18 protein-coding genes are annotated in these 21778 nt (G+C 61.1%); all 18 read right to left on the bottom strand.

Annotation, left to right across the window (positions count from 1 at the left end; genetic code table 11):
* Window positions 1-25 precede the first annotated feature (25 nt).
* Window positions 26-871 (bottom strand): 3-deoxy-8-phosphooctulonate synthase, encoded by an 846-nt coding sequence (kdsA, locus tag AD662_RS05495; protein ID WP_003198268.1) that lies wholly within the window; start codon window positions 869-871, stop codon window positions 26-28.
* Window positions 872-875: 4 nt separating this feature from the next.
* A complete protein-coding gene (pyrG, locus tag AD662_RS05490; RefSeq protein ID WP_018603697.1) occupies window positions 876-2507 on the bottom strand; it encodes a CTP synthase in 1632 nt (543 codons plus the stop codon).
* Window positions 2508-2781: 274 nt separating this feature from the next.
* Entirely contained in the window at window positions 2782-4107 is a 1326-nt protein-coding gene (gene tilS / locus AD662_RS05485; RefSeq protein WP_053185911.1) for a tRNA lysidine(34) synthetase TilS, read from the bottom strand.
* A 151-nt stretch (window positions 4108-4258) separates the two neighbouring features.
* Complete coding sequence (locus AD662_RS05480; protein WP_003198261.1) at window positions 4259-5206, bottom strand: acetyl-CoA carboxylase carboxyltransferase subunit alpha; 948 nt, start codon at window positions 5204-5206, stop codon at window positions 4259-4261.
* Between the two features lie 149 nt (window positions 5207-5355).
* Window positions 5356-8877, bottom strand: a complete 3522-nt coding sequence (gene dnaE / locus AD662_RS05475) for a DNA polymerase III subunit alpha (RefSeq protein ID WP_024619347.1) — start codon at window positions 8875-8877, stop codon at window positions 5356-5358.
* A 227-nt stretch (window positions 8878-9104) separates the two neighbouring features.
* Window positions 9105-9764 carry a ribonuclease HII gene (rnhB, locus tag AD662_RS05470; protein ID WP_053185908.1) on the bottom strand — a complete coding sequence of 220 codons (660 nt, stop codon included), beginning with the start codon at window positions 9762-9764 and terminating at the stop codon, window positions 9105-9107.
* Window positions 9761-10891: a lipid-A-disaccharide synthase gene (gene lpxB, locus AD662_RS05465; RefSeq protein WP_018603706.1), complete on the bottom strand. Its 1131-nt coding sequence runs from the start codon at window positions 10889-10891 to the stop codon at window positions 9761-9763. The genes rnhB and lpxB overlap by 4 nt, the downstream gene beginning before the upstream one ends.
* A gap of 2 nt (window positions 10892-10893) precedes the next feature.
* Window positions 10894-11670, bottom strand: a complete 777-nt coding sequence (lpxA, locus tag AD662_RS05460; protein WP_053178301.1) for an acyl-ACP--UDP-N-acetylglucosamine O-acyltransferase — start codon at window positions 11668-11670, stop codon at window positions 10894-10896.
* Window positions 11667-12107: a 3-hydroxyacyl-ACP dehydratase FabZ gene (fabZ, locus tag AD662_RS05455; RefSeq protein ID WP_003184897.1), complete on the bottom strand. Its 441-nt coding sequence runs from the start codon at window positions 12105-12107 to the stop codon at window positions 11667-11669. Before fabZ ends, lpxA begins: the two co-directional genes overlap by 4 nt.
* Before the next feature lie 105 nt (window positions 12108-12212).
* Window positions 12213-13268 (bottom strand): UDP-3-O-(3-hydroxymyristoyl)glucosamine N-acyltransferase, encoded by a 1056-nt coding sequence (gene lpxD / locus AD662_RS05450; protein WP_046065024.1) that lies wholly within the window; start codon window positions 13266-13268, stop codon window positions 12213-12215.
* A 3-nt stretch (window positions 13269-13271) separates the two neighbouring features.
* The gene (locus AD662_RS05445) at window positions 13272-13775 is read right to left on the bottom strand and encodes an OmpH/Skp family outer membrane protein (RefSeq protein ID WP_003184901.1); all 504 of its coding nucleotides are present in this window, start codon (window positions 13773-13775) and stop codon (window positions 13272-13274) included.
* Window positions 13776-13820: 45 nt separating this feature from the next.
* Window positions 13821-16208, bottom strand: a complete 2388-nt coding sequence (gene bamA, locus AD662_RS05440) for an outer membrane protein assembly factor BamA (RefSeq protein WP_018603712.1) — start codon at window positions 16206-16208, stop codon at window positions 13821-13823.
* A 74-nt stretch (window positions 16209-16282) separates the two neighbouring features.
* Entirely contained in the window at window positions 16283-17635 is a 1353-nt protein-coding gene (rseP, locus tag AD662_RS05435) for an RIP metalloprotease RseP (RefSeq protein WP_053185902.1), read from the bottom strand.
* 52 nt (window positions 17636-17687) lie between these two features.
* A complete protein-coding gene (gene ispC / locus AD662_RS05430; protein WP_053185899.1) occupies window positions 17688-18878 on the bottom strand; it encodes a 1-deoxy-D-xylulose-5-phosphate reductoisomerase in 1191 nt (396 codons plus the stop codon).
* Window positions 18875-19681 (bottom strand): phosphatidate cytidylyltransferase, encoded by an 807-nt coding sequence (locus AD662_RS05425; protein WP_018603719.1) that lies wholly within the window; start codon window positions 19679-19681, stop codon window positions 18875-18877. Before AD662_RS05425 ends, ispC begins: the two co-directional genes overlap by 4 nt.
* Complete coding sequence (uppS, locus tag AD662_RS05420; protein ID WP_018603722.1) at window positions 19681-20436, bottom strand: polyprenyl diphosphate synthase; 756 nt, start codon at window positions 20434-20436, stop codon at window positions 19681-19683. The genes AD662_RS05425 and uppS overlap by 1 nt, the downstream gene beginning before the upstream one ends.
* Before the next feature lie 13 nt (window positions 20437-20449).
* Window positions 20450-21007 carry a ribosome recycling factor gene (gene frr / locus AD662_RS05415; RefSeq protein WP_003198238.1) on the bottom strand — a complete coding sequence of 186 codons (558 nt, stop codon included), beginning with the start codon at window positions 21005-21007 and terminating at the stop codon, window positions 20450-20452.
* Window positions 21004-21747: a UMP kinase gene (gene pyrH, locus AD662_RS05410; protein ID WP_003184915.1), complete on the bottom strand. Its 744-nt coding sequence runs from the start codon at window positions 21745-21747 to the stop codon at window positions 21004-21006. The genes frr and pyrH overlap by 4 nt, the downstream gene beginning before the upstream one ends.
* Window positions 21748-21778: the final 31 nt, after the last annotated feature.

The following is a 21778-nucleotide window of genomic DNA, read 5'->3' as shown; positions in this document are numbered from 1 at the left end:
CGGTACTTTACCGGAGAAAACCGCGTTACGCGGTTTCTATCGTCGGAAAACTCTTGACCAGCTCGTCCAACGCCTTGAGCTGAGACAGGAAAGGTTCCAGCTTGTTCAAGCGCAAGGCACAAGGGCCGTCGCACTTGGCATTGTCCGGATCCGGGTGGGCTTCAAGGAACAGGCCAGCCAGGGATTGGCTGATGCCAGCCTTAGCCAGGTCGGTCACCTGGGCGCGACGACCGCCAGCGGAGTCGGAACGACCGCCCGGCATCTGCAAGGCGTGCGTCACGTCGAAGAACACCGGGTATTCGAACTGCTTCATGATGCCGAAGCCGAGCATGTCCACTACCAGGTTGTTGTAGCCGAAGCTCGAACCGCGCTCGCAGAGGATCAACTGGTCATTACCGGCTTCTTCGCACTTGCTCAGGATGTGTTTCATCTCCTGGGGTGCGAGGAACTGGGCTTTCTTGATGTTGATCACCGCACCGGTCTTGGCCATCGCCACCACCAGGTCGGTCTGGCGCGACAGGAAGGCCGGCAACTGGATGATGTCGCAGACCTCGGCGACGACCGCGGCCTGGGCCGGCTCGTGGACGTCGGTGATGATCGGCACGCCAAAGGCTTGCTTGATGTCCTGGAAGATCCGCATGCCTTCTTCCAGGCCCGGGCCACGGTAGGACGTCACGGACGAACGGTTGGCCTTGTCGAAGCTGGCCTTGAACACGTAAGGGATACCCAGTTTCTGGGTGACCTTCACGTACTCCTCGCAGACCTGCATCGCCATGTCGCGGCTTTCCAGCACGTTCATGCCGCCAAACAGCACCATGGGCTTGTCGTTGGCAATCTCGATGTCGCCGACACGAATGATCTTCTGGGCCATCGTCTTATGCCTTTTTCTGGTGTTGAGCCAAAGCGGCCTTCACGAAACCACTGAACAATGGATGACCGTCCCGTGGCGTCGAGGTGAACTCGGGGTGGAACTGGCAGGCGACGAACCACGGGTGATCCGGAGCCTCGACCACTTCGACCAGCGCGCCGTCACCGGAACGACCGGAGATTTTCAGGCCGGCTTCGATCAACTGCGGCAGCAGGTTGTTGTTCACTTCGTAGCGATGACGGTGACGCTCGACGATCACATCCTTGGCGTAGCAATCGTGCACCTTGGAGCCGGCTTCCAGCAGGCAATCCTGGGCGCCGAGACGCATGGTGCCGCCCAGGTCCGAGCTTTCGGTACGCACTTCCACGGCACCGGTGGCATCTTCCCACTCGGTGATCAGGCCCACGACCGGATGGCCGCTGGCACGATCGAATTCGGTGGAGTTGGCGTCTTTCCAGCCCAGCACGTTACGGGCGAACTCGATGACCGCCACTTGCATGCCCAGGCAGATACCCAGGTAAGGCACCTTGTTTTCGCGAGCGTATTGCACGGCAGTGATCTTGCCTTCCACGCCCCGCAGGCCGAAACCGCCCGGCACGAGGATCGCATCGGCGCCTTCGAGCAGGCCGGTGCCCTGGTTCTCGATGTCTTCGGAATCGATGTAGCGCAGGTTGACCTTGGTGCGGTTGCTGATACCGGCGTGACTCATCGCCTCGATCAACGACTTGTAGGCGTCCAGCAGCTCCATGTACTTGCCGACCATGGCGATGGTGACTTCGTGTTCCGGGTTGAGCTTGGCATCGACCACGGCTTCCCATTCCGAGAGGTCGGCGCTGGCGCATTGCAGGCCGAAGCGCTCGACGACGAAGTCGTCCAGGCCCTGGGAGTGCAGGATGCCCGGGATCTTGTAGATGGTGTCGGCGTCTTCCAGGCCGATGACCGCGCGCTCTTCAACGTTGGTGAACTGGGCGATCTTGCGACGCGACGAGATGTCGATCGGGTGATCGGAGCGGCAGATCAGCACGTCCGGCTGCAGGCCGATGGAACGCAGTTCCTTGACCGAGTGCTGGGTGGGCTTGGTCTTGGTTTCGCCGGCCGTGGCGATGTACGGCACCAGTGTCAGGTGCATCAGCATCGCGCGCTTGGCGCCGATTTCGAAACGCAACTGGCGGATGGCTTCGAGGAACGGCTGGGACTCGATGTCGCCCACGGTGCCGCCGATTTCGACCATCGCCACGTCGGCATCGCCAGCACCCTTGATGATGCGGCGCTTGATTTCGTCGGTGATGTGCGGGATGACCTGGATGGTCGCGCCCAGGTAGTCACCACGACGCTCCTTGCGCAGCACGTGTTCGTAGACACGGCCGGTGGTGAAGTTGTTGTTCTGGGTCATGGTCGTGCGGATGAACCGCTCGTAGTGGCCCAGGTCCAGGTCGGTCTCGGCGCCGTCGTGGGTGACGAACACTTCACCGTGCTGGAACGGGCTCATGGTGCCCGGGTCAACGTTGATGTACGGGTCCAGCTTGAGCATGGTGACCTTAAGTCCCCGCGCCTCCAGGATGGCCGCCAATGAAGCCGAGGCAATGCCTTTCCCCAATGAAGAAACAACACCGCCCGTGACGAATATGTAGCGCGTCATGAAAAACCCTAGAAGTCTGCGTTAAAGCGGTCCGAGCCGCCGGGGAAAGCGAAGGAAGGCCGAAGCCCCCGATCACCTGCATTAATCACAGTGCACCTTTCAAAAAAACCGCCGCGTTGGGACAGACCGGAAGTGAAATCACCGGTACGTTGCTCGCTACACATTTTTTGGAATCGCCCAGCAAAGACTGCTTGGTAATCGGCAACTCCTGCAATTCAGGCGAATCCACAGAAGTTGTATCAAGAAGGGAGCGTAGTCTACCGGAAAGCCCCATTCAGCTCAAACCCAGATCTTGGCTTCCTGGCGTCCAGATCAATTGCCAACTGCCATCAGCCTGTGCATCGAGCCCGGCCAGGTTGGCCACCGCCAGCAATTGCTGGCCCTGATAGAGCAGCGGCAATCGGCCGCGAACGAACGCCGGCACGGCCTTTTCATTGAGCAAACGCTTGAGGTCGCGATGACCACGACCCGCTAACGCCATCACCTCGCCGCCTTGACGATAGCGTACGCAAAGCGGTCCCGCAGGCGGCGTGCCGCTGAGCACCACCCGACCATTGCCTGGCAAGCGCAGTGCAACCGCCGGATCGGCCCAGTCGACGGTGCCTGGCAGCGGACATAGCCAGTGGTCGGATAACCACCAGACCCGCCCGGCGGCGCGGTGCAGCTCACCGCCGGCCAGTCGCCAGATCGGTCGGGCATCATCGGCGGCATCGCGCAGCGAGTCCCAGCCCGACCAGTGATCGCTGTCGGGCAGCAGGGTCATCGGTGCCAGCCAGTGACTCAAGGCGTTGCGCTGACGGGCCGGCGACAACGCCCGCAAAGGCGCCAGCGCCAGGGATTGCAGCCCGAGCCAGTCGAACGCGCCCGCGGTCGCGGCCTGGGTCAGGTCGATCTGCGCCAAATCGTCCAGCAAGCCTTGGGCTTCCCCCATGTGCGCAGCGCTGCGCGCCAGGGTCGCCGAGGCTTGCGGCCATTGCTCGGCCAACACTGGAAAAACTCGCTGGCGCAGGTAATTGCGCGCGTACCGGTGGTCGTTGTTGGACGGGTCTTCGATCCAGCTCAAGCCCTGTTGTGTCGCATAGGCTTCCAGCTCTGCGCGGGACACATCAAGCAACGGTCGCAGCAAATGCCCCTGGCCCAAAGGACGCTGCCGTGGCATCGCCGCCAAGCCCTTCACCCCCGCGCCCCTTAGCAGGCGAAACAGCAGGGTTTCGGCCTGGTCATCGCGATGCTGGGCGGTGAGCAGTACTTCATTGCTGTGCGTTGCCGCCACAAAGGCTTCATAGCGCGCCTCCCGGGCGGCGCGCTCGACGCTGGCACCGGGCCGGACTTGCACATTAATCACTTGCAACGACACCCCAAGACCCTCGCAGACGGTGCGGCAATGGTCCGGCCACGCCTCGGCCACCGCCTGGAGGCCGTGATGCACATGGATAGCACTCAATGCGGGCAAGGGTTCGCGTTGCGAAAGGGTTACGAGCAGGTGCAGCAGGACGGTGGAGTCGAGGCCGCCGGAGAAGGCGATGCGCCAGGTGGCGGCGTTGCGCCAGGGAATGAGCTGGGTAAGCAGGCGGCTTGGCAGATCGTTGCTTGCGTTCATGGGTTTCAGCCTTGGCACAAATCAAATGTGGGAGCGGGCTTGCTCGCGAAGGCGGTGAATCAGTCAACACATAGGTTGAATGTTAAACCGCTTTCGCGAGCAAGCCCGCTCCCACATTGGCTCCCCCACAGCTGCTGGAAGCTTGGTCAGATCAGAGGCCGTAGCTCATCAACCGCTCGTAGCGACGAGCCAGCAGCGCTTCGTTGTCGAACTTCTTGAGCATCGACAGTTGCGAGCTCAGCTCGGCACGGATCAGCGCCGCCGCTGCAGCCGGGTCGCGGTGAGCGCCGCCGACTGGCTCGTTGATCACTTTGTCGACGATGCCCAGGCCTTTGAGACGCTCGGCGGTAATGCCCATGGCCTCAGCAGCATCCGGCGCCTTCTCGGCGGTTTTCCACAGGATCGAGGCGCAGCCTTCCGGCGAGATCACCGCATAGGTGGAATATTGCAGCATGTTCAACTGGTCGCAGACGCCGATAGCCAGTGCACCGCCGGAACCACCCTCGCCAATTACAGTGGCGATGATCGGGGTTTTCAGGCGCGCCATGACGCGCAGGTTCCAGGCAATCGCTTCGCTCTGGTTGCGCTCTTCGGCGTCGATGCCCGGGTAGGCGCCCGGCGTGTCGATGAAGGTCAGGATCGGCATCTTGAAGCGCTCGGCCATTTCCATCAGGCGGCAGGCCTTGCGGTAGCCTTCCGGACGCGGCATGCCGAAGTTGCGGCGCACTTTCTCGCGCACTTCGCGGCCTTTCTGATGGCCGATAACCATCACCGGCTGGTCGTCCAGACGGGCGACACCGCCGACGATCGCGGCGTCGTCGGAGAAGTGACGGTCGCCATGCAGCTCATCGAACTCGGTGAAGATGTGGTCGATGTAGTCCAGGGTGTAGGGACGACGTGGATGACGCGCCAGGCGGGCGATCTGCCAGCTGGTCAGCTTGCCGAAGATGTCTTCGGTCAGCGTGCGGCTTTTGTCTTGCAGACGAGAGATTTCATCGCCGATATTCAGCGAATTGTCATTACCGACCAAGCGCAACTCTTCGATCTTGGCTTGCAGGTCGGCGATCGGCTGTTCGAAATCTAGAAAATTCGGGTTCATAGGCGTCCGTCTTGGGTCGACGTCCAAGAGAGCTTGGGCCGGCCGGTTGTCTATTCGCGCCTACCTTAAGGGAGAGGCGCGTTCAGGTCGAGATTAAAAATTCGGGTCGAGATCAGGGGTATTCCGGTTTCAGGAATGGCCCCTGGCCGTCAACGGTATTGGAGGAAGACGTTGTCTTTGCCGAACTGGTCACGCAAGGCTTGAATCAACGCATCCGCCGGATCGATTCGCCAGCCTTCGCCGAACTGCAACACAGCCTTGGCATCAGGGCGTACGTACTCCATGGTGATCGGGCAGGCACCGCGATGGCGCTTGAACAATTCACCCAACCAGCGTAGCTGATCGCCCTTGAGATCCTGGGTCTGCAACTTCAGGCGCAGGCTCTCGGCCAGGTTGGTACGGGCATCTTCCATGCTCATCACCCGCTTGACCCGCAGCCGCAGGCCACCGGAAAAGTCATCGTTGCTGACCTCGCCTTCCACCACCACCATCGCATCGGTCTGCAACAGCGACTGCGCCGAATGGAACGCATCGGCGAACAATGAGGCCTCGATGCGCCCGGAGCGGTCGTCGAGGGTGATGAAGCCCATCTTGTCGCCCTTTTTGTTCTTCATCACCCGCAGGGCGATGATCATGCCAGCGACGGTTTGCGTGTCGCGCGCCGGCTTGAGGTCGATGATGCGCTGACGGGCGAAGCGGCGGATCTCACCTTCGTACTCGTCGATCGGGTGACCGGTGAGGTACAGGCCCAAGGTGTCTTTCTCACCCTTGAGGCGCTCCTTGAGGGTCAGCTCCTTGGCCTTGCGATGGTTGCCATAGACATCGGCGTCTTCTTCGACGAACAGCCCGCCAAACAGGTCGGCGTGGCCGCTGTCATGGGTACGGGCAGTCTGTTCGGCGGCCTTGATCGCCTCCTCCATCGCCGCCAGCAACACCGCGCGGTTGCGGTCGATGTTGGCCTGGTAGGCCTTGGGCTCATCCTGGAAGTAAGGCCCCAGCCGGTCCAGGGCACCACTGCGGATCAAACCGTCGAGGGTGCGCTTGTTGATGCGCTTGAGGTCAACCCGGGCGCAGAAATCGAACAGGTCCTTGAACGGCCCATCCTGGCGCGCTTCGGTGATGGCTTCCACCGGCCCCTCGCCCACACCCTTGATCGCGCCCAGGCCGTAAATGATGCGGCCTTCGTCGTTCACCGTGAACTTGAACTCCGAGGCGTTCACGTCCGGTGCGTCGAGGCGCAGCTTCATGGTCCGCACTTCTTCGATCAAGGTCACGACCTTGTCGGTGTTGTGCATATCCGCCGACAGTACCGCGGCCATGAACGGCGCCGGGTAATGCGCCTTCAGCCACGCGGTCTGGTACGACACCAGGCCATAGGCGGCGGAGTGGGATTTGTTGAAGCCGTAGCCGGCGAACTTTTCCACCAGGTCGAAAATGTTACCGGCCAGGTCAGGGTCGATGCCGTTGGTGGCGCAACCTTCAATGAAACCGCCGCGCTGCTTGGCCATTTCCTCGGGCTTTTTCTTACCCATCGCCCGGCGCAGCATGTCCGCACCGCCGAGGGTATAACCGGCCATGACCTGGGCAATCTGCATCACCTGTTCCTGATACAGGATGATGCCGTAGGTCGGTGCCAGCACCGGTTTCAAGCCTTCGTACTGATAATCCGAGTGCGGGTACGCCAGCTCGGCGCGACCGTGCTTACGGTTGATGAAGTCATCCACCATGCCCGACTGCAACGGGCCCGGACGGAACAGGGCCACCAGTGCGATCAGGTCTTCCAGGCAGTCGGGCTTGAGCTTTTTGATCAGCTCCTTCATGCCCCGGGATTCAAGCTGGAACACCGCCGTGGTTTCGGCTTTTTGCAGCAGGCTGTAGGTCGGTTTGTCATCCAGCGGGATGAAGGCAATGTCCAGCGGCTCTTCGCCGACCTTGGCCCGCTCACGGTTGATGGTTTTCAGCGCCCAGTCGATGATGGTCAGGGTCCGCAGGCCGAGGAAGTCGAACTTCACCAGGCCCGCCGCCTCGACGTCATCCTTGTCGAACTGGGTCACCAGGCCGTCGCCTTCTTCATCGCAATAGATCGGCGAGAAGTCAGTCAGCTTGGTCGGCGCGATCACCACGCCCCCGGCGTGCTTGCCGACGTTACGCACCACGCCTTCGAGCTTGCGGGCCATCTCCCAGATTTCCGCGGCTTCTTCGTCGACCTTGATGAAGTCCCGCAGGATTTCTTCCTGCTCGTAGGCCTTCTCCAGGGTCATGCCGACTTCGAACGGAATCATCTTCGACAGACGATCCGCCAAACCGTAGGACTTGCCCTGCACCCGCGCCACGTCGCGCACCACCGCCTTGGCGGCCATGGAACCGAAGGTGATGATCTGGCTCACAGCGTTGCGGCCATATTTCTCGGCCACGTAGTCGATCACCCGGTCGCGACCGTCCATGCAGAAGTCGACGTCGAAGTCGGGCATGGATACCCGTTCCGGGTTGAGGAAACGTTCGAACAGCAGGTCATATTCCAGCGGGTCGAGGTCGGTGATCTTCTGCACGTAGGCCACCAGCGACCCGGCACCCGACCCACGACCTGGGCCCACCGGCACGCCGTTGCTCTTGGCCCACTGGATGAAGTCCATCACGATCAGGAAGTAACCGGGGAAGCCCATCTGGATGATGATATCCAGCTCGAAATTCAACCGATCGACATAGACCTGGCGCTTGGCTTCGTAATCTTCGGTGGTGTCCTTGGGCAGCAGGACGCTGAGGCGCTCCTCAAGACCGTCAAAGGACACTTTGCGGAAATACTCGTCGATGGTCATGCCATCGGGAATCGGGAAGTTGGGCAGGAAGTGTTTGCCCAGCTTCACGTCGATGTTGCAGCGCTTGGCAATCTCGACGGTGTTTTCCAGCGCCTCGGGCAAGTCGCTGAACAACTCGGCCATTTCCTCGGCGCTCTTGAGGTATTGCTGGTTGCTGTAGTTCTTCGACCGCCGCGGATCGTCGAGGGCCCGGCCCTCACCAATGCAGACGCGGGTTTCGTGGGCTTCGAAGTCTTCCTGCTTGATAAACCGCACATCGTTGGTCGCCACCAGCGGCGCGCCAATCTTGTCGGCCAGGGCTACGGCGGCATGTAGGTGTTCTTCATCATTGGGACGATTGGTGCGCTGCACTTCGATGTAGAAGCGGTCCGGGAACACCGACATCCAGTCACGGGCCAGGGTCTCGGCTTCCTCGGGATTGCCACTGAGCAGGGCCAGGCCGATTTCACCTTCCTTGGCCGCCGACAGCATGATCAGCCCTTCGCTGGCCTCGGCCACCCACTCGCGCTCGATGATGATCGAGCCGTTGCGCTGGCCGTCGATAAAACCACGGGAGATCAGCTCGGTGAGGTTGCGATAGCCCAGGGCGTTCATCACCAACAGGCTGATACGGCTCAGCGGAGCGTCCGGGTCCTTGTTCGACAGCCACAGGTCGGCGCCACAGATCGGCTTGATCCCGGCGCCCATGGCGGCCTTGTAGAACTTGACCAGCGAACACATGTTGTTCTGGTCGGTGACCGCCACGGCAGGCATGTTCATGCCCACCAGGGTCTTGACCAGGGGCTTGATCCGCACCAGACCGTCGACCAGGGAGTATTCAGTGTGCAGGCGTAGATGAACGAATGAAGCCGGCATAGTGATCCTGCGTTAAGTCATGAAAACAACAAGGCCCGGATTGTACCGGGCCTTGGGTAAAACATCAGCTATGAGTCTTCTGCCTGGCAAATACTGCCTTTGTGGCGAGGGGATTTATCCCCGCTGGGGCGCGAAGCGGCCCTTTAGCTGACAACCCGGTGCCTGATGGGCTTTGGGGCTGCTTCGCAGCCCAGCGGGGATAAATCCCCTCGCCACAAAAGCCTGCATCAAGAGACCGTAGCCCGATTACCCACGATCAAGCCACCACGCGCCTCATAAGCCAGCCGCACCGGCGCGAACGAACGCCTGTGGATCGGCGTTGGCCCAAGGCGCGCCAGGGCTTCGAGATGAACGGGGGTCGGGTAACCCTTGTGACCGCCGATGCCATAGCCCGGGTAAATCAATTCGAAGGCGGCCATTTCCCGGTCACGGCTGACCTTCGCCAGGATCGAGGCCGCCGCGATGGCCGGCACCTTGGCGTCGCCCTGGACCACCGCTTCGGCGCGCATCGACAGTTTCGGGCAGCGATTGCCATCGATCATCGCCAGTTTCGGCGTGATGTGCAGGCCCTGCACCGCACGCTGCATGGCAAGCATGGTGGCGTGCAGGATATTGAGTTCATCGATTTCTTCGACTTCGGCCCGGGCGATGCACCAGCTCAGGGCTTTCTCGCAGATCTCGTCGTAGAGCTTTTCGCGACGGGCTTGCGTGAGTTTCTTCGAATCGTTGAGGCCCAGGATCGGCCGCTTCGGGTCGAGAATCACCGCGGCCGTCACCACCGCGCCGCACAACGGGCCGCGACCCACCTCATCGACACCCGCCACCAGTTCTTCCACTTCGGCGACCAGGTTGAAATCCAGGCCCATCTGTAGCTTTGAGTTGCTCATGGTTTTGCGCCAATCAGGGTCAGTACCGCGTCAGCCGCCTGGTTGGAAGCATCACGACGCAAGGTACGGTGGATTTCATCAAAGCCCCGAGTCTGTTCCTCGCCGCCATCGATCAAGGGCAACAACGTGGTGGCCAGCGCCTCGGCGGTCGCGTCATCCTGCAGCAGCTCCGGCACCAACAAGCGCTGGGCCAACAGGTTCGGCAAGGACACGTAGGGGCTCTTGACCATGCGCTTGAGAATCCAGAACGTCAGTGGCGCCAGGCGATAGGCGACCACCATCGGGCGCTTATACAACAGCGCCTCAAGGGTAGCCGTGCCGGAGGCAATCAACACGGCATCGCAAGCCGCCAACGCTTCGTGGGAACGACCGTCGAGCAGCGTCACCGGCAAATCACGGCCAACCAGCAGCGCTTCCAACTGGGCACGACGCGGCGCACTGGCACACGGCAGGACAAAACGTACACCGGGGCGCAGCGCCCGAAGGCGTTCGGCAGCGTCGAAAAACAGACCGCCCAGGCGACTCACTTCGCCGCCCCGGCTGCCGGGCATCAAGGCCACCAGTGGTCCCTCGGGCAGGCCTAACGCCTGGCGGGCCGCATCGCGGTCGGCTTCCAGGGGAATGGTATCGGCCAGGGTGTGCCCGACAAACCGCACCGGCACGCCCTTCTCTTCATAGAACCGGGCTTCGAACGGCAGCAGCGTCAGCATCAGGTCGCAACCTTCGCGAATCTTCAGCACCCGCTTCTGCCGCCAGGCCCAGACCGACGGGCTGACGTAATGCACGGTCTTGATCCCGGCCTGACGTAGCTTGAGTTCGATATTGAGGGTGAAATCCGGCGCATCGATGCCGATGAACACATCCGGCTTTTCGTCGATCAGGGTCTGGATCAGCTTTTTGCGCCGGGCCAGCAGCTCGCGCAAGCGCCCGAGCACTTCCACCAGGCCCATCACCGACAGGCGTTCCATCGGGAAATAGGACGTCAGGCCTTCGGCCTCCATCAACGGCCCGCCAACCCCAATGAATTCGACAGCGGGATGCTGCGCCTTGAGCGCGCGCATCAGACCGGCGCCCAGAATGTCACCGGAAGCCTCCCCCGCCACCAGTGCAACACGCAAATTAGCCATGGTCAGCGAGTGATGCCGCGGGTCGAAGACTGGATGGAGTCACGGAAGATCGCGACTTCGGGGTATTGCGCCGAAGCCTCGGCCAGTTCGGCGAGTGCCTGCTCGACCGTCAAGCCCTGGCGATACACGACTTTGTAGGCGCGACGCAGCGCCGCAATCGCCTCTTCGCTGAACCCACGACGGCGCATGCCTTCGAAGTTCATGCTGCGGGCTTCGGCCGGGTTGCCGAACACCGTGACATAGGCCGGGACGTCCTTGCCGATGGCGGTGCCCATGCCAGAGAAGCTGTGGGCGCCGATATGGCAATACTGGTGCACCAGGGTGAACCCGGACAGGATCGCCCAATCATCCACGTGCACATGGCCGGCCAGCGCGGTGTTGTTGACCAGGATGCAATGGTTGCCAATCACGCTGTCATGGCCGATGTGCGCGTAGGCCATGATCAGGTTGTGGTCGCCCAGGGTCGTTTCGCAGCGATCCTGAACGGTGCCACGGTGAATCGTCACGCCTTCGCGGATCACGTTGTGATCGCCGATGACCAGACGGGTCTCTTCACCTTTGTACTTGAGATCGGGCGTGTCCTCGCCTACCGAAGAAAACTGGTAGATGCGATTGTGTCGACCAATCCGGGTCGGTCCCTTGAGAATTACGTGAGGACCGATCACCGTACCCTCGCCGATTTCCACACCTGCGCCGACGATCGACCACGGGCCGACCTCGACATCGGCGGCCAGGACGGCCGTCGGATCGATGATTGCGCGAGGGTCAATCAAACTCATAGCTTGCGTTCCGCACAGATGATTTCAGCGGAGCAGACTGGCTTGCCGTCGACCGAAGCCTGGCATTCGAACTTCCAGATCTGGCGCTTGCAACTGATGAACTTGGCTTCGAGGATCAACTGATCACCCGGGGTGACCGGCTGGCGGAAGCGCAGCTTGTCGGAACCGACGAAGTAGTAGAGCGTGCCGTCGGCAGGTTTTACGTCGAGCATTTTGAAACCAAGGATCCCGGCAGCCTGAGCCATTGCCTCGATGATCAGCACGCCCGGCATGATTGGATGCGCGGGGAAGTGACCATTGAAGAACGGCTCGTTGATGCTGACATTCTTGTAGGCGCGAATGCGCTTGCCTTCAACGTCCAGGTCCACCACCCGATCCACCAGCAGGAACGGGTAACGGTGAGGCAGGTATTCGCGAATCTCGTTGATGTCCATCATTTCGGGGGGAAGCCTATGTAAAGATTGGAAGCGCACGAGTGACGCGCACTCCGCTAGCAAATCAAGATGCCCTAACGGCTGTGCACACTTGATATGGAAATGGTATCAGCCATCTGATGAAGCATTACCGCCAGGGGTCACGTCCCCTACACGCTTTTCCACCTGCTTGAGGCGTCGCGCGATGTCGTCGAGCTGGCGGATACGCGCCGCGCTCTTGCGCCATTCGGCTGCCGGCTGCATGGCCGTACCGGAAGAGTAGGCACCTGGCTCGGTAATCGAGTGGGTCACCATGGTCATCCCGGTCAGGAACACGTTGTCACAGATATCGATATGGCCCACCAGCCCCACGCCACCGGCGAGCATGCAGTGCTTGCCGATCTTGGTGCTGCCGGAGATGCCCACGCAGGCGGCCATGGCGGTGTGGTCACCGACCTGGACGTTGTGGGCGATCTGGATCTGGTTGTCGAGCTTGACGCCATTGCCGATGACCGTGTCGGCCAGGGCGCCGCGGTCGATCGCGGTGTTGACGCCAATCTCGACGTCGTCGCCAACGGTGACGCCGCCGATCTGGGCGATCTTTTGCCAGATGCCCTTCTCGTTGGCGAAACCGAACCCTTCGCCGCCCAGCACTGCGCCGGACTGAATCACGACCCGCTTGCCGATGCGCACATCGTGGTACAGGGTGACCCGTGGCGCCAGCCAACCGCCTTCGCCGATCTCGCTGCGCGCGCCAATGACGCAATGGGCACCCAGCGTGACGCCGGCACCGATTCGGGCCGCACTTTCGATGACCACGAATGGGCCGACACTGGCCGTGGGATCAACCACGGCATCTGCTGCGATCACTGCGCTGGGATGAATACCAGCGGCCGATTTCGGCTTGGGATCGAACAGATGGGAAATACGGGCATACGCCAGGTACGGATCGGGCACGATCAGGGCATCGCCGACAAACCCATCGGCATCAGCTGCCTTGAGCAACAGCGCGGCCGCCCGGCTGTCAGCCAGGTACTTGCGGTATTGAGGATTTGCCAGAAAGCTCAACTGAGCTGGGCCAGCCTCTTGCAAAGTGGCTAGCCCAGTAATTGCCTTCTCCGGGTCGCCACGCAGGGTGGCGCCGAGGAACTCGGCCAACTGGCCGAGCTTGATAGTCGCTGTCATGGATTACTTCAGCTGATTCATGCGCTCGATCACCTGGCGCGTGATGTCGTATTGAGGCTTGACATCAATCACTGCGCCACGCTCGAACACGAGGTCAAAACCACCTTTCTTGATGACTTCTTCCACAGCGCTGTCGAGTTTCGGCTTGAGTTGCTTGAGCATTTCTCGGTCGGCAACAGCTTTGGCTTCGTTCAGCTCCTTGGACTGGAACTGAAAGTCACGGGCCTTTTGCTTGAACTCAAGCTCCAGACGCTCACGTTCGCCCTGGGCCATCTTGTCGCCACCGGCCACCAGACGATCCTGAATGCCCTTGGCGCTGCTTTCCAGGCCCTTGAGCTTGGTCAGTTGCGGGCCGAATTTCTTCTCCGCATCCACGGCGTATTTCTTCGCCGCGTCGGATTCCAGCAGGGCCATCTGATAATTCAGTACGGCGATCTTCATGTCGGCAAAAGCCGGACCTGCGACCAGTACGGTCGCCAGGAGAACCAATTGAGTCAACTTACGCACGATGTACTCCTACAAAATCCATTGTCGTTATCTTGGGTCAAACGCTTAGAACGTCTGGCCGAGGGAGAATTGGAACACTTGGGTTTCAGCGTCATCCGGCTTCTTGATCGGCATCGCCAATGCGAAGCTCAAGGGGCCCAGTGCGGTAACCCAGGTCACGCCCACACCCACGGAGCTGGCCAGGTTGCTCAGGCTGATGTCGTTGCACTTAGCATTGGACCGGGTGCCGTTGGCGTTGGTGGTGTCATCGCAACTGGAGTTGAACACGTTACCCACATCCCAGAATACCGAGGTACGCAAGGAGCGCTGATCTTTGACAAACGGCATCGGGAACAGGAGTTCGGCGCCGCCCTGGATGAGGACGTTGCCACCAAATGGCAGCGGATCCTGATCCGGGTCCGCGATGGTCCCCTGGTTGCCTGTAACAGCTGCACCCCGGCTCGGCGTACTGCGCGGGCCCAGGGTACTGTCCTTGAAGCCACGAACCGAGTTGAAACCACCAGCATAGTAGTTCTCGTAGAACGGCAGGCCATCAGTCGAGCCGTAACCATCGCCATAGCCCAGCTCGGTGTGCAGGCGCATGGTGTAGTTGTCGCTCAACGGCTGGAACAGCTGGCCACGGTAGTCGAGCTTGAAGAACGAGAGGTCACTGCCAGGGGTGGTCGTTTCCAATACCAGGCTCTGGGAATGACCACGGGTTGCCAACACACCTTTGTTCAAGGTCGACTCGGACCAACCGGCAGAGGCCTTGAAGTTCAGGTACTTGTCGCCTTCCTTCTCGACAAAATCGAAGATCTCGTCAACGGTATAGCGGCCAGTGCTGATCTCATCCTGCTGGGCAGTGAGACCGAATGTAAGCCGCGAAGTCTCGCTGATTGGATAACCCACGTTGACGCCGGCACCCAAGCTGTCTACTGCATAGCTGGAGACATCGGAATCGAGCTCGTCATAGTCAGTGGTGCGATAGAAGGCGTTGTAGCCCAGGCTCACACCATCAGCGGTCCAGTAGGGGTCCACGTAACCGAAGTTGTAGCGGGTCTGGTATTCGCTGCGGGTCAAGCCGATGCTGACCTTGTTACCGGTACCCAGGAAGTTGTTCTGGGTGATCGAGCCACCGAGGATCAGGCCGGCGCTCTGGGCAAAACCGACGCTGGCAGTGATCGAGCCGGAAGCTTGCTCTTCGACGCTGTAGTTCACATCGACCTGGTCATCGACGCCCGGCACGGCCGGGGTCTCGACGTTGACTTCCTTGAAGAAGCCCAGGCGCTCCAGGCGGGTCTTGGACTGGTCGATCAGGTAGGTCGACGCCCAGCCACCTTCCATCTGGCGCATTTCACGGCGCAGCACTTCGTCTTCGGACTTGGTGTTGCCACGGAAGTTGATACGGTTGACGTAGGCACGCTTGCCCGGGTCCACGGCGAAGGTGATGTCGACGGTGTGGTCTTCATCGTGCGGCTGTGGCACGCCGTTGACGTTGGCGAAGGTGTAGCCCTCGTTACCCAGGCGACGGGTGATCAGCTCGGACGTGGTGGTCATCAGCTTGCGCGAGAACACCTGGCCCTTCTGCACCAGCAGCAGCGACTTGACCTGGTCTTCAGGGACCTTCAGGTCACCGCTGAGCTTGACGTCACGAACGGTGTACTTGTCGCCTTCGTTGACGTTGACGGTAATGTAGACGTGCTTCTTGTCCGGGGTGATGGACACCTGGGTCGAAGCGATGTCCATGTTGATGTAGCCACGGTCCAGGTAGTAGGAACGCAGACGCTCCAGGTCACCGGAGAGTTTTTCACGGGCGTACTTGTCGTCGTTCTTGAAGAACGACAGCCAGTTGGTGGTCTTGAGCTCGAACAGGTCGACCAGGTCTTCTTCAGGGAAAACCGTGTTGCCCACCACGTTGATGTGCTGGATGGCCGCCACGGTGCCTTCGTTGATATTGACCTTCAGGCCGACGCGGTTGCGCGGCTGCGGCACCACTTCGGTGTCGACGGTGGCCGAGTAGCGGCCCTGGGCAACGTACTGGCGTTGCAGCTCGTTACGTACACCTTCGAGGGTGGCGCGCTGGAAGATCTCGCCTTCGGCCAGACCGGATTGCTTGAGGCCCTTCATCAGGTCTTCAGTGGAGATCGCCTTGTTGCCCTCGATCTCGATACTGGCGACCGACGGACGCTCGACAACGGTGATGACCAGGACATTGCCGTCACGGCCCAGTTGGATATCTTGAAAGAAGCCGGTCTTGAAGAGCGCACGCGTGGATTCCACCAGGCGCCGATCATCCGCCTGCTCGCCGACGTTCAACGGCAAGGCACCAAAGACGCTACCCGCGGAGACCCGCTGGAGGCCATTGACGCGAATATCAGAGATAGTGAAGGACTCGGCGTGAACTTCGGCGATCATCAATACGGTGAGAACCGCAGTTAGCAGCAGACGTTTCATGAAGTCCTTTCTTATTCCAACTGGCAATAAACAAACTGCCGCAAAATGCGGCAGATTCGCAATTCAGCGAAGCGTTACAGACGACCCAGATCGTTGACGAGGGCAAGCAACATGACCCCGACCACCAAGCTGATACCGATCTGTATCCCCCAACCCTGCACCCGATCCGACAAGGGACGACCACGCGCCCACTCGATCAGATAAAACAGCAGATGCCCCCCATCCAGTACCGGGATGGGCAACAAATTCAGAACCCCCAGGCTAATGCTCAGATAAGCAAGGAAATTCAGGAAATCAGCAACGCCCGACTGGGCAGAAGCGCCCGCCACTTTAGCAATGGTTATCGGTCCACTCAAGTTTTTTACCGAGAGCTCGCCGAACAACATTTTCTTGAGCGAGTCCAGCGTCAGGATGCTCATGGTCCAGGTACGCCGCGCACCCTCGCCAATCGCCGCCACAGGGCCGAAGCTGACCTCACGGATCATTTCCGGCGGCCAGTCGACCGCCTTGACACCCGCTCCCAGGTAACCGGTCGGCGCCTTGCTCTCGCCACGGGCGGCCAGGGTCACCGGGACGTCGATTGGAGCACCGTCGCGCTCAACGCGCAGCACAATTTTAGTATCAGGACGTACACGAACCGAATCGACCACCTGCTGCCAGTCGCTGACCGGCTGGCCGTCGAGCGCCAGCAAGCGGTCGCCGGTCTTCAGGCCTGCGGCGTGGGCCGGGCCTTTCGGATCGAGCTCGGCGAGGATCGGCGGCAACGCCGGACGCCATGGCTTGATCCCCAGGGAGCGGATCGGATCCGGCTCATCGGCACCCTTGAGCCAGTTGTCCAGGATCAGTTCGCGAGGCGAATCCACCGTGGAACCCTGCTCACGCACCATCAATTGCAACGAACCGCTCTCACCCAGGCGACGTACCAATTGCAGATTGACCGCCGCCCAGCCGGACGTCGCCTCCCCATCGATGGCAACGATTTCCTGCCCGGCACCCAGCCCGGCACGGGCGGCAACGCTGCCGGCCTCTACCCCACCAATGACCGGACGCACCTGCTCGCTGCCCAGCATGGCCAGGCCCCAGAAAAACACCATGGCCAGCAGGAAGTTGGCAATCGGTCCCGCCGCGACGATGGCGATACGCTGACGGACGGTCTTGCGATTGAAGGATTGATCGAGCTGGTCGGCCGGGACTTCGCCTTCGCGCTCGTCGAGCATCTTGACGTAGCCGCCCAGCGGGATGGCCGCCACGACGAACTCGGTGCCTTTCTTGTCGTGCCAGCGCAGCAAGGGCATGCCAAAGCCCACGGAAAAACGCAGGACCTTGACGCCACAGCGCCGCGCGACCCAGAAATGACCGAATTCGTGAAATGTGACCAACACCCCCAAGGCTATCAGGGTGCCAGCAATCATATAGAGCGCGCTCATCTGTTTTCTCCGCAATCCTGTCCAGGGCAACCCTGGCTAACGTATCGCAGCTTCAACGCCCGTGGCGCTGCAGCCATTGGCCCGCCAACTCACGAGCCCTGGCATCCGCCGTAAATACCGCATCGAGGTCATTGACCGAAACCACGGCCTCGAGATTCAAGACTTCCTCGATGATACTCGCGATCTCGAGGTAACGGACACGTCCATCGAGAAACGCTGCAACCGCCACTTCATTGGCGGCATTAAGCATCGCCGGGGCACTGTTGCCCGCCTCGGCCGCCTGACGCGCCAGGCGCAGGCAGGGGAAACGCTGCTCATCGGGCGCCTGGAAATCCAGGCGAGCGATGGCGAACAGGTCCAGCGGGGCAACACCTGAGTCGATGCGCTCCGGCCAGGCCAGGGCGTTGGCGATCGGCGTGCGCATGTCCGGATTGCCCAACTGGGCCAGCACCGAACCGTCGACGTAGTCCACCAGGGAGTGAATCACGCTCTGGGGATGAATCACCACCTCGACCTGGGACGGCTTGGCATCGAACAGCCAACAGGCCTCGATCAGTTCCAGCCCCTTGTTCATCATGCTGGCCGAATCCACGGAAATCTTGCGCCCCATGGACCAGTTCGGGTGCGCACAGGCCTGCTCGGGTGAAACATGCACCAATTCTTCCAGCGGTGTCTGCCGGAACGGACCACCGGAGGCTGTCAGCAAAATCCGCCGGACCCCTACCGCGCCGAGGCCACGGGAAAAATCCTGCGGCATGCATTGAAAAATCGCATTGTGCTCGCTGTCGATGGGCAGCAACACCGAACCACTTTTGCGCACAGCCTGCATGAACAGCGCGCCGGACATCACCAGCGCCTCTTTGTTGGCCAGCAGGATCTTCTTGCCGGCCTCCACCGCCGCCAGCGTCGGGCGCAAACCTGCCGCACCGACGATGGCCGCCATCACGGCGTCGACTTCGGGGTCGGAAGCCACTTGGCAGAGCCCCTCCTCGCCCACCAGCACGCGGGTTTGCAAACCGGCTGCGCGCAGATCGTCCTGCAACCCCCGCGCCAGACCAGCCTCAGGCACCACGGCAAACCGTGGCGTGTGGCGCACGCACAGCGCCAGCAATTCACTCAAGCGCGTGAAACCGCTGAGGGCGAACACCTGGTAACGCTCCGGGTGCCGGCCGATGACGTCCAGCGTACTCAGGCCGATCGAACCGGTCGCACCAAGGACCGTGATCTGCTGGGGGCGACTCACGATGCCGCCATCCACAACAGCACGGCAAAGACCGGGATCGCAGCGGTAAGACTGTCGATGCGATCCAGCACACCACCGTGACCGGGCAGCAGGTTACTGCTGTCCTTGATCCCGGATTGACGCTTGAACATGCTTTCGGTCAGGTCGCCGACCACGGACACAAAGACGATCAGGGCGGCGCCAATCAGGCCCATCAGCAATTGCGCGACCGTCCAGTCCCGCACGAAACCGACCACAGTGGTGATCACCAGGCTCAAGGCCAGGCCACCATAGACGCCTTCCCAGCTCTTGCCGGGACTGACTTTCGGTGCGAGCTTGCGCTTGCCGAAGGCCTTACCGGAAAAATAGGCACCGATGTCGGCACCCCAGACCAACACCATCACAGCCATGATCTGCCAGTTGCCCAGCGGGCCTTGCTTGATCCAGATCAGCCCCTGCCAGGCCGGCAGCAGGATCAGCAGGCCGATCACCAGCTTGGTCGCCGCATTGGCCCAATGATGGGTAGTCCGCGGATAGGTCAGGACCAGGAAGGTCGCTGTCGCCCACCACAGCACCGCGGCACCCAACACCCAAGGCCCGAGGCCGGGTACCACGTACATGATGAACAGCATGGCCGCCACGGCCGCTGCGTAGGCCACGCGCGCCGACTGCGCAGGAAAACCCGCCAGCCGCGCCCACTCCCACGCACCCAAGGTCACGACCAGCCCGATGAACAGCGCAAAACCGGCACCTTTGAGCAGGAAGAAACCGCCCAGGGCGATGGGCAACAGGATCAAGGCAGTGATGATTCGTTGTTTAAGCATTAAACCCGGGCTCCAGCTTCGATCTGCTCGCTCGTTTTACCAAAGCGACGCTGACGGGAAGCGAAATCGGCTAGCGCAGTGCGCATGGCTTCGTGTTTGAAGTCCGGCCAGAACAGGTCGGAGAAATACAACTCGGCATAAGCCAACTGCCAGAGCAGGAAGTTGCTGATGCGATGCTCGCCACCGGTACGGATGCACAGGTCTGGCAACGGCAGGTCGCCGGTCGCCAGACAGGTCTGCAGCAGTTCCGGCGTGATGTCTTCCGGGCGCAAGTGCCCGGCCTGGACTTCCCGCGCCAGCCGCTGGGCGGCCTGGGCAATGTCCCACTGACCGCCATAGTTGGCGGCGATCTGCAGGACAAACCGGTCGTTGCCCGCGGTCGCGGCCTCGACTTCGCGCATCGCAGCCTGCAACTCAGGATGAAAGCGCGAGCGATCACCGATGATCCGCAGGCTGATCTTGTTATCGTTGAGGCGCTTGGCCTCGCGACGCAGGGCCTTGAGGAACAGGTCCATCAAGGCACTGACTTCATCGGCCGGGCGCTGCCAGTTCTCGCTGGAGAAGGCGAACAGGGTCAGCACCTCGACCCCTGCCTCGGCGCACACCTCGATGACCGCACGAACCGCGTCGACCCCCGCCTTGTGCCCGGCGACGCCAGGCATAAAGCGTTTCTTGGCCCAGCGGTTATTGCCGTCCATGATGATCGCCACGTGGCGCGGCACCACGAACGGCACGGCCTGCTTGGTCTTTTCCATGAAAACGAGACCCTTATACGGCCATCAGGTCTTTTTCTTTCTGCGCCAAATCCGCGTCGATCTTAGCCACGTACTTCTTGGTCAGGTCGTCGATCTCGCCAGTGGCACGACGCTCTTCGTCTTCGCTGATTTCCTTTTCCTTGACCAGGTCCTTGAGCTGGCTGTTGGCATCACGACGGATGTTGCGCACGGCAACACGGGCGTCTTCAGCCACATCACGGGCCTGCTTGGTGAAGCCCTTGCGGGTTTCCTCGGTCAGGGCCGGCATGGAGATCAGCAGCAGCTCACCCAGGTTGGTCGGGTTCAGGTTCAGGCCGGCACTGCCAATGGCCTTGTCGACTGCGCCCAGCATGTTGCGCTCAAAGGCCACGACCTGCAGGGTACGCGCATCCTTGACGGTGATGTTGGCCACTTGCTTGATCGGGGTGTCGGAGCCGTAGTACGGCACCATCACGCCCTCGAGGATGCTCGGGTGCGCCTGGCCGGTGCGGATGCGACCGAAGTTGTGCGCCAGGGACTCCAGGGATTTCTGCATGCGCTGTTCAGCGTCTTTTTTGATTTCGTTGATCATTGTTGAGCTTCCTCGATCAGTGTTCCTTCGGCGCCGCCATGGACGATGTTCAGCAGGGCACCGGGCTTGTTCATGTTAAAGACGCGCAGCGGCATCTTGTGGTCGCGGCACAGGCAGATAGCCGTCAGATCCATTACACCCAGCTTGCGATCCAGCACTTCATCGTAGGTCAGATGATCGAACTTCTCGGCATGCGGGTCTTTGAACGGGTCAGCGGTATAAACGCCATCGACCTTGGTGGCCTTGAGCACGACATCGGCATCGATCTCGATCGCTCGCAGGCAGGCGGCCGAGTCCGTGGTGAAGAACGGATTACCGGTACCGGCGGCAAAAATCACCACTTCCTTGGCGTTGAGGTGGCGCATGGCTTTGCGGCGGTCGTAGTGATCGGTCACGCCCACCATGGAAATGGCCGACATCACGATGGCCGAGATATTGGCACGCTCCAGCGCGTCACGCATAGCCAGGGCGTTCATCACAGTGGCCAGCATGCCCATGTGGTCGCCCGTGACCCGATCCATGCCGGCCGCGCTCAGCGCTGCGCCGCGGAACAGGTTGCCGCCGCCGATGACCAGGCCGACCTGAACGCCGATCCCGACCAGTTGGCCGACTTCCAGGGCCATGCGATCCAGCACTTTCGGATCGATCCCGAACTCTTCCGAGCCCATCAGGGCCTCGCCGCTAAGCTTGAGTAGAATGCGTTTATAGCGAGCCTGATAACCACTGCCCTGCTGAGCCATTGCGAATCTCTCCTGCGGCGTATGTGTTCAA

The organism is Pseudomonas kilonensis (assembly GCF_001269885.1).
GTDB lineage: Bacteria > Pseudomonadota > Gammaproteobacteria > Pseudomonadales > Pseudomonadaceae > Aquipseudomonas > Aquipseudomonas kilonensis.
This window is presented reverse-complemented; position numbering and strand designations above follow the sequence as displayed.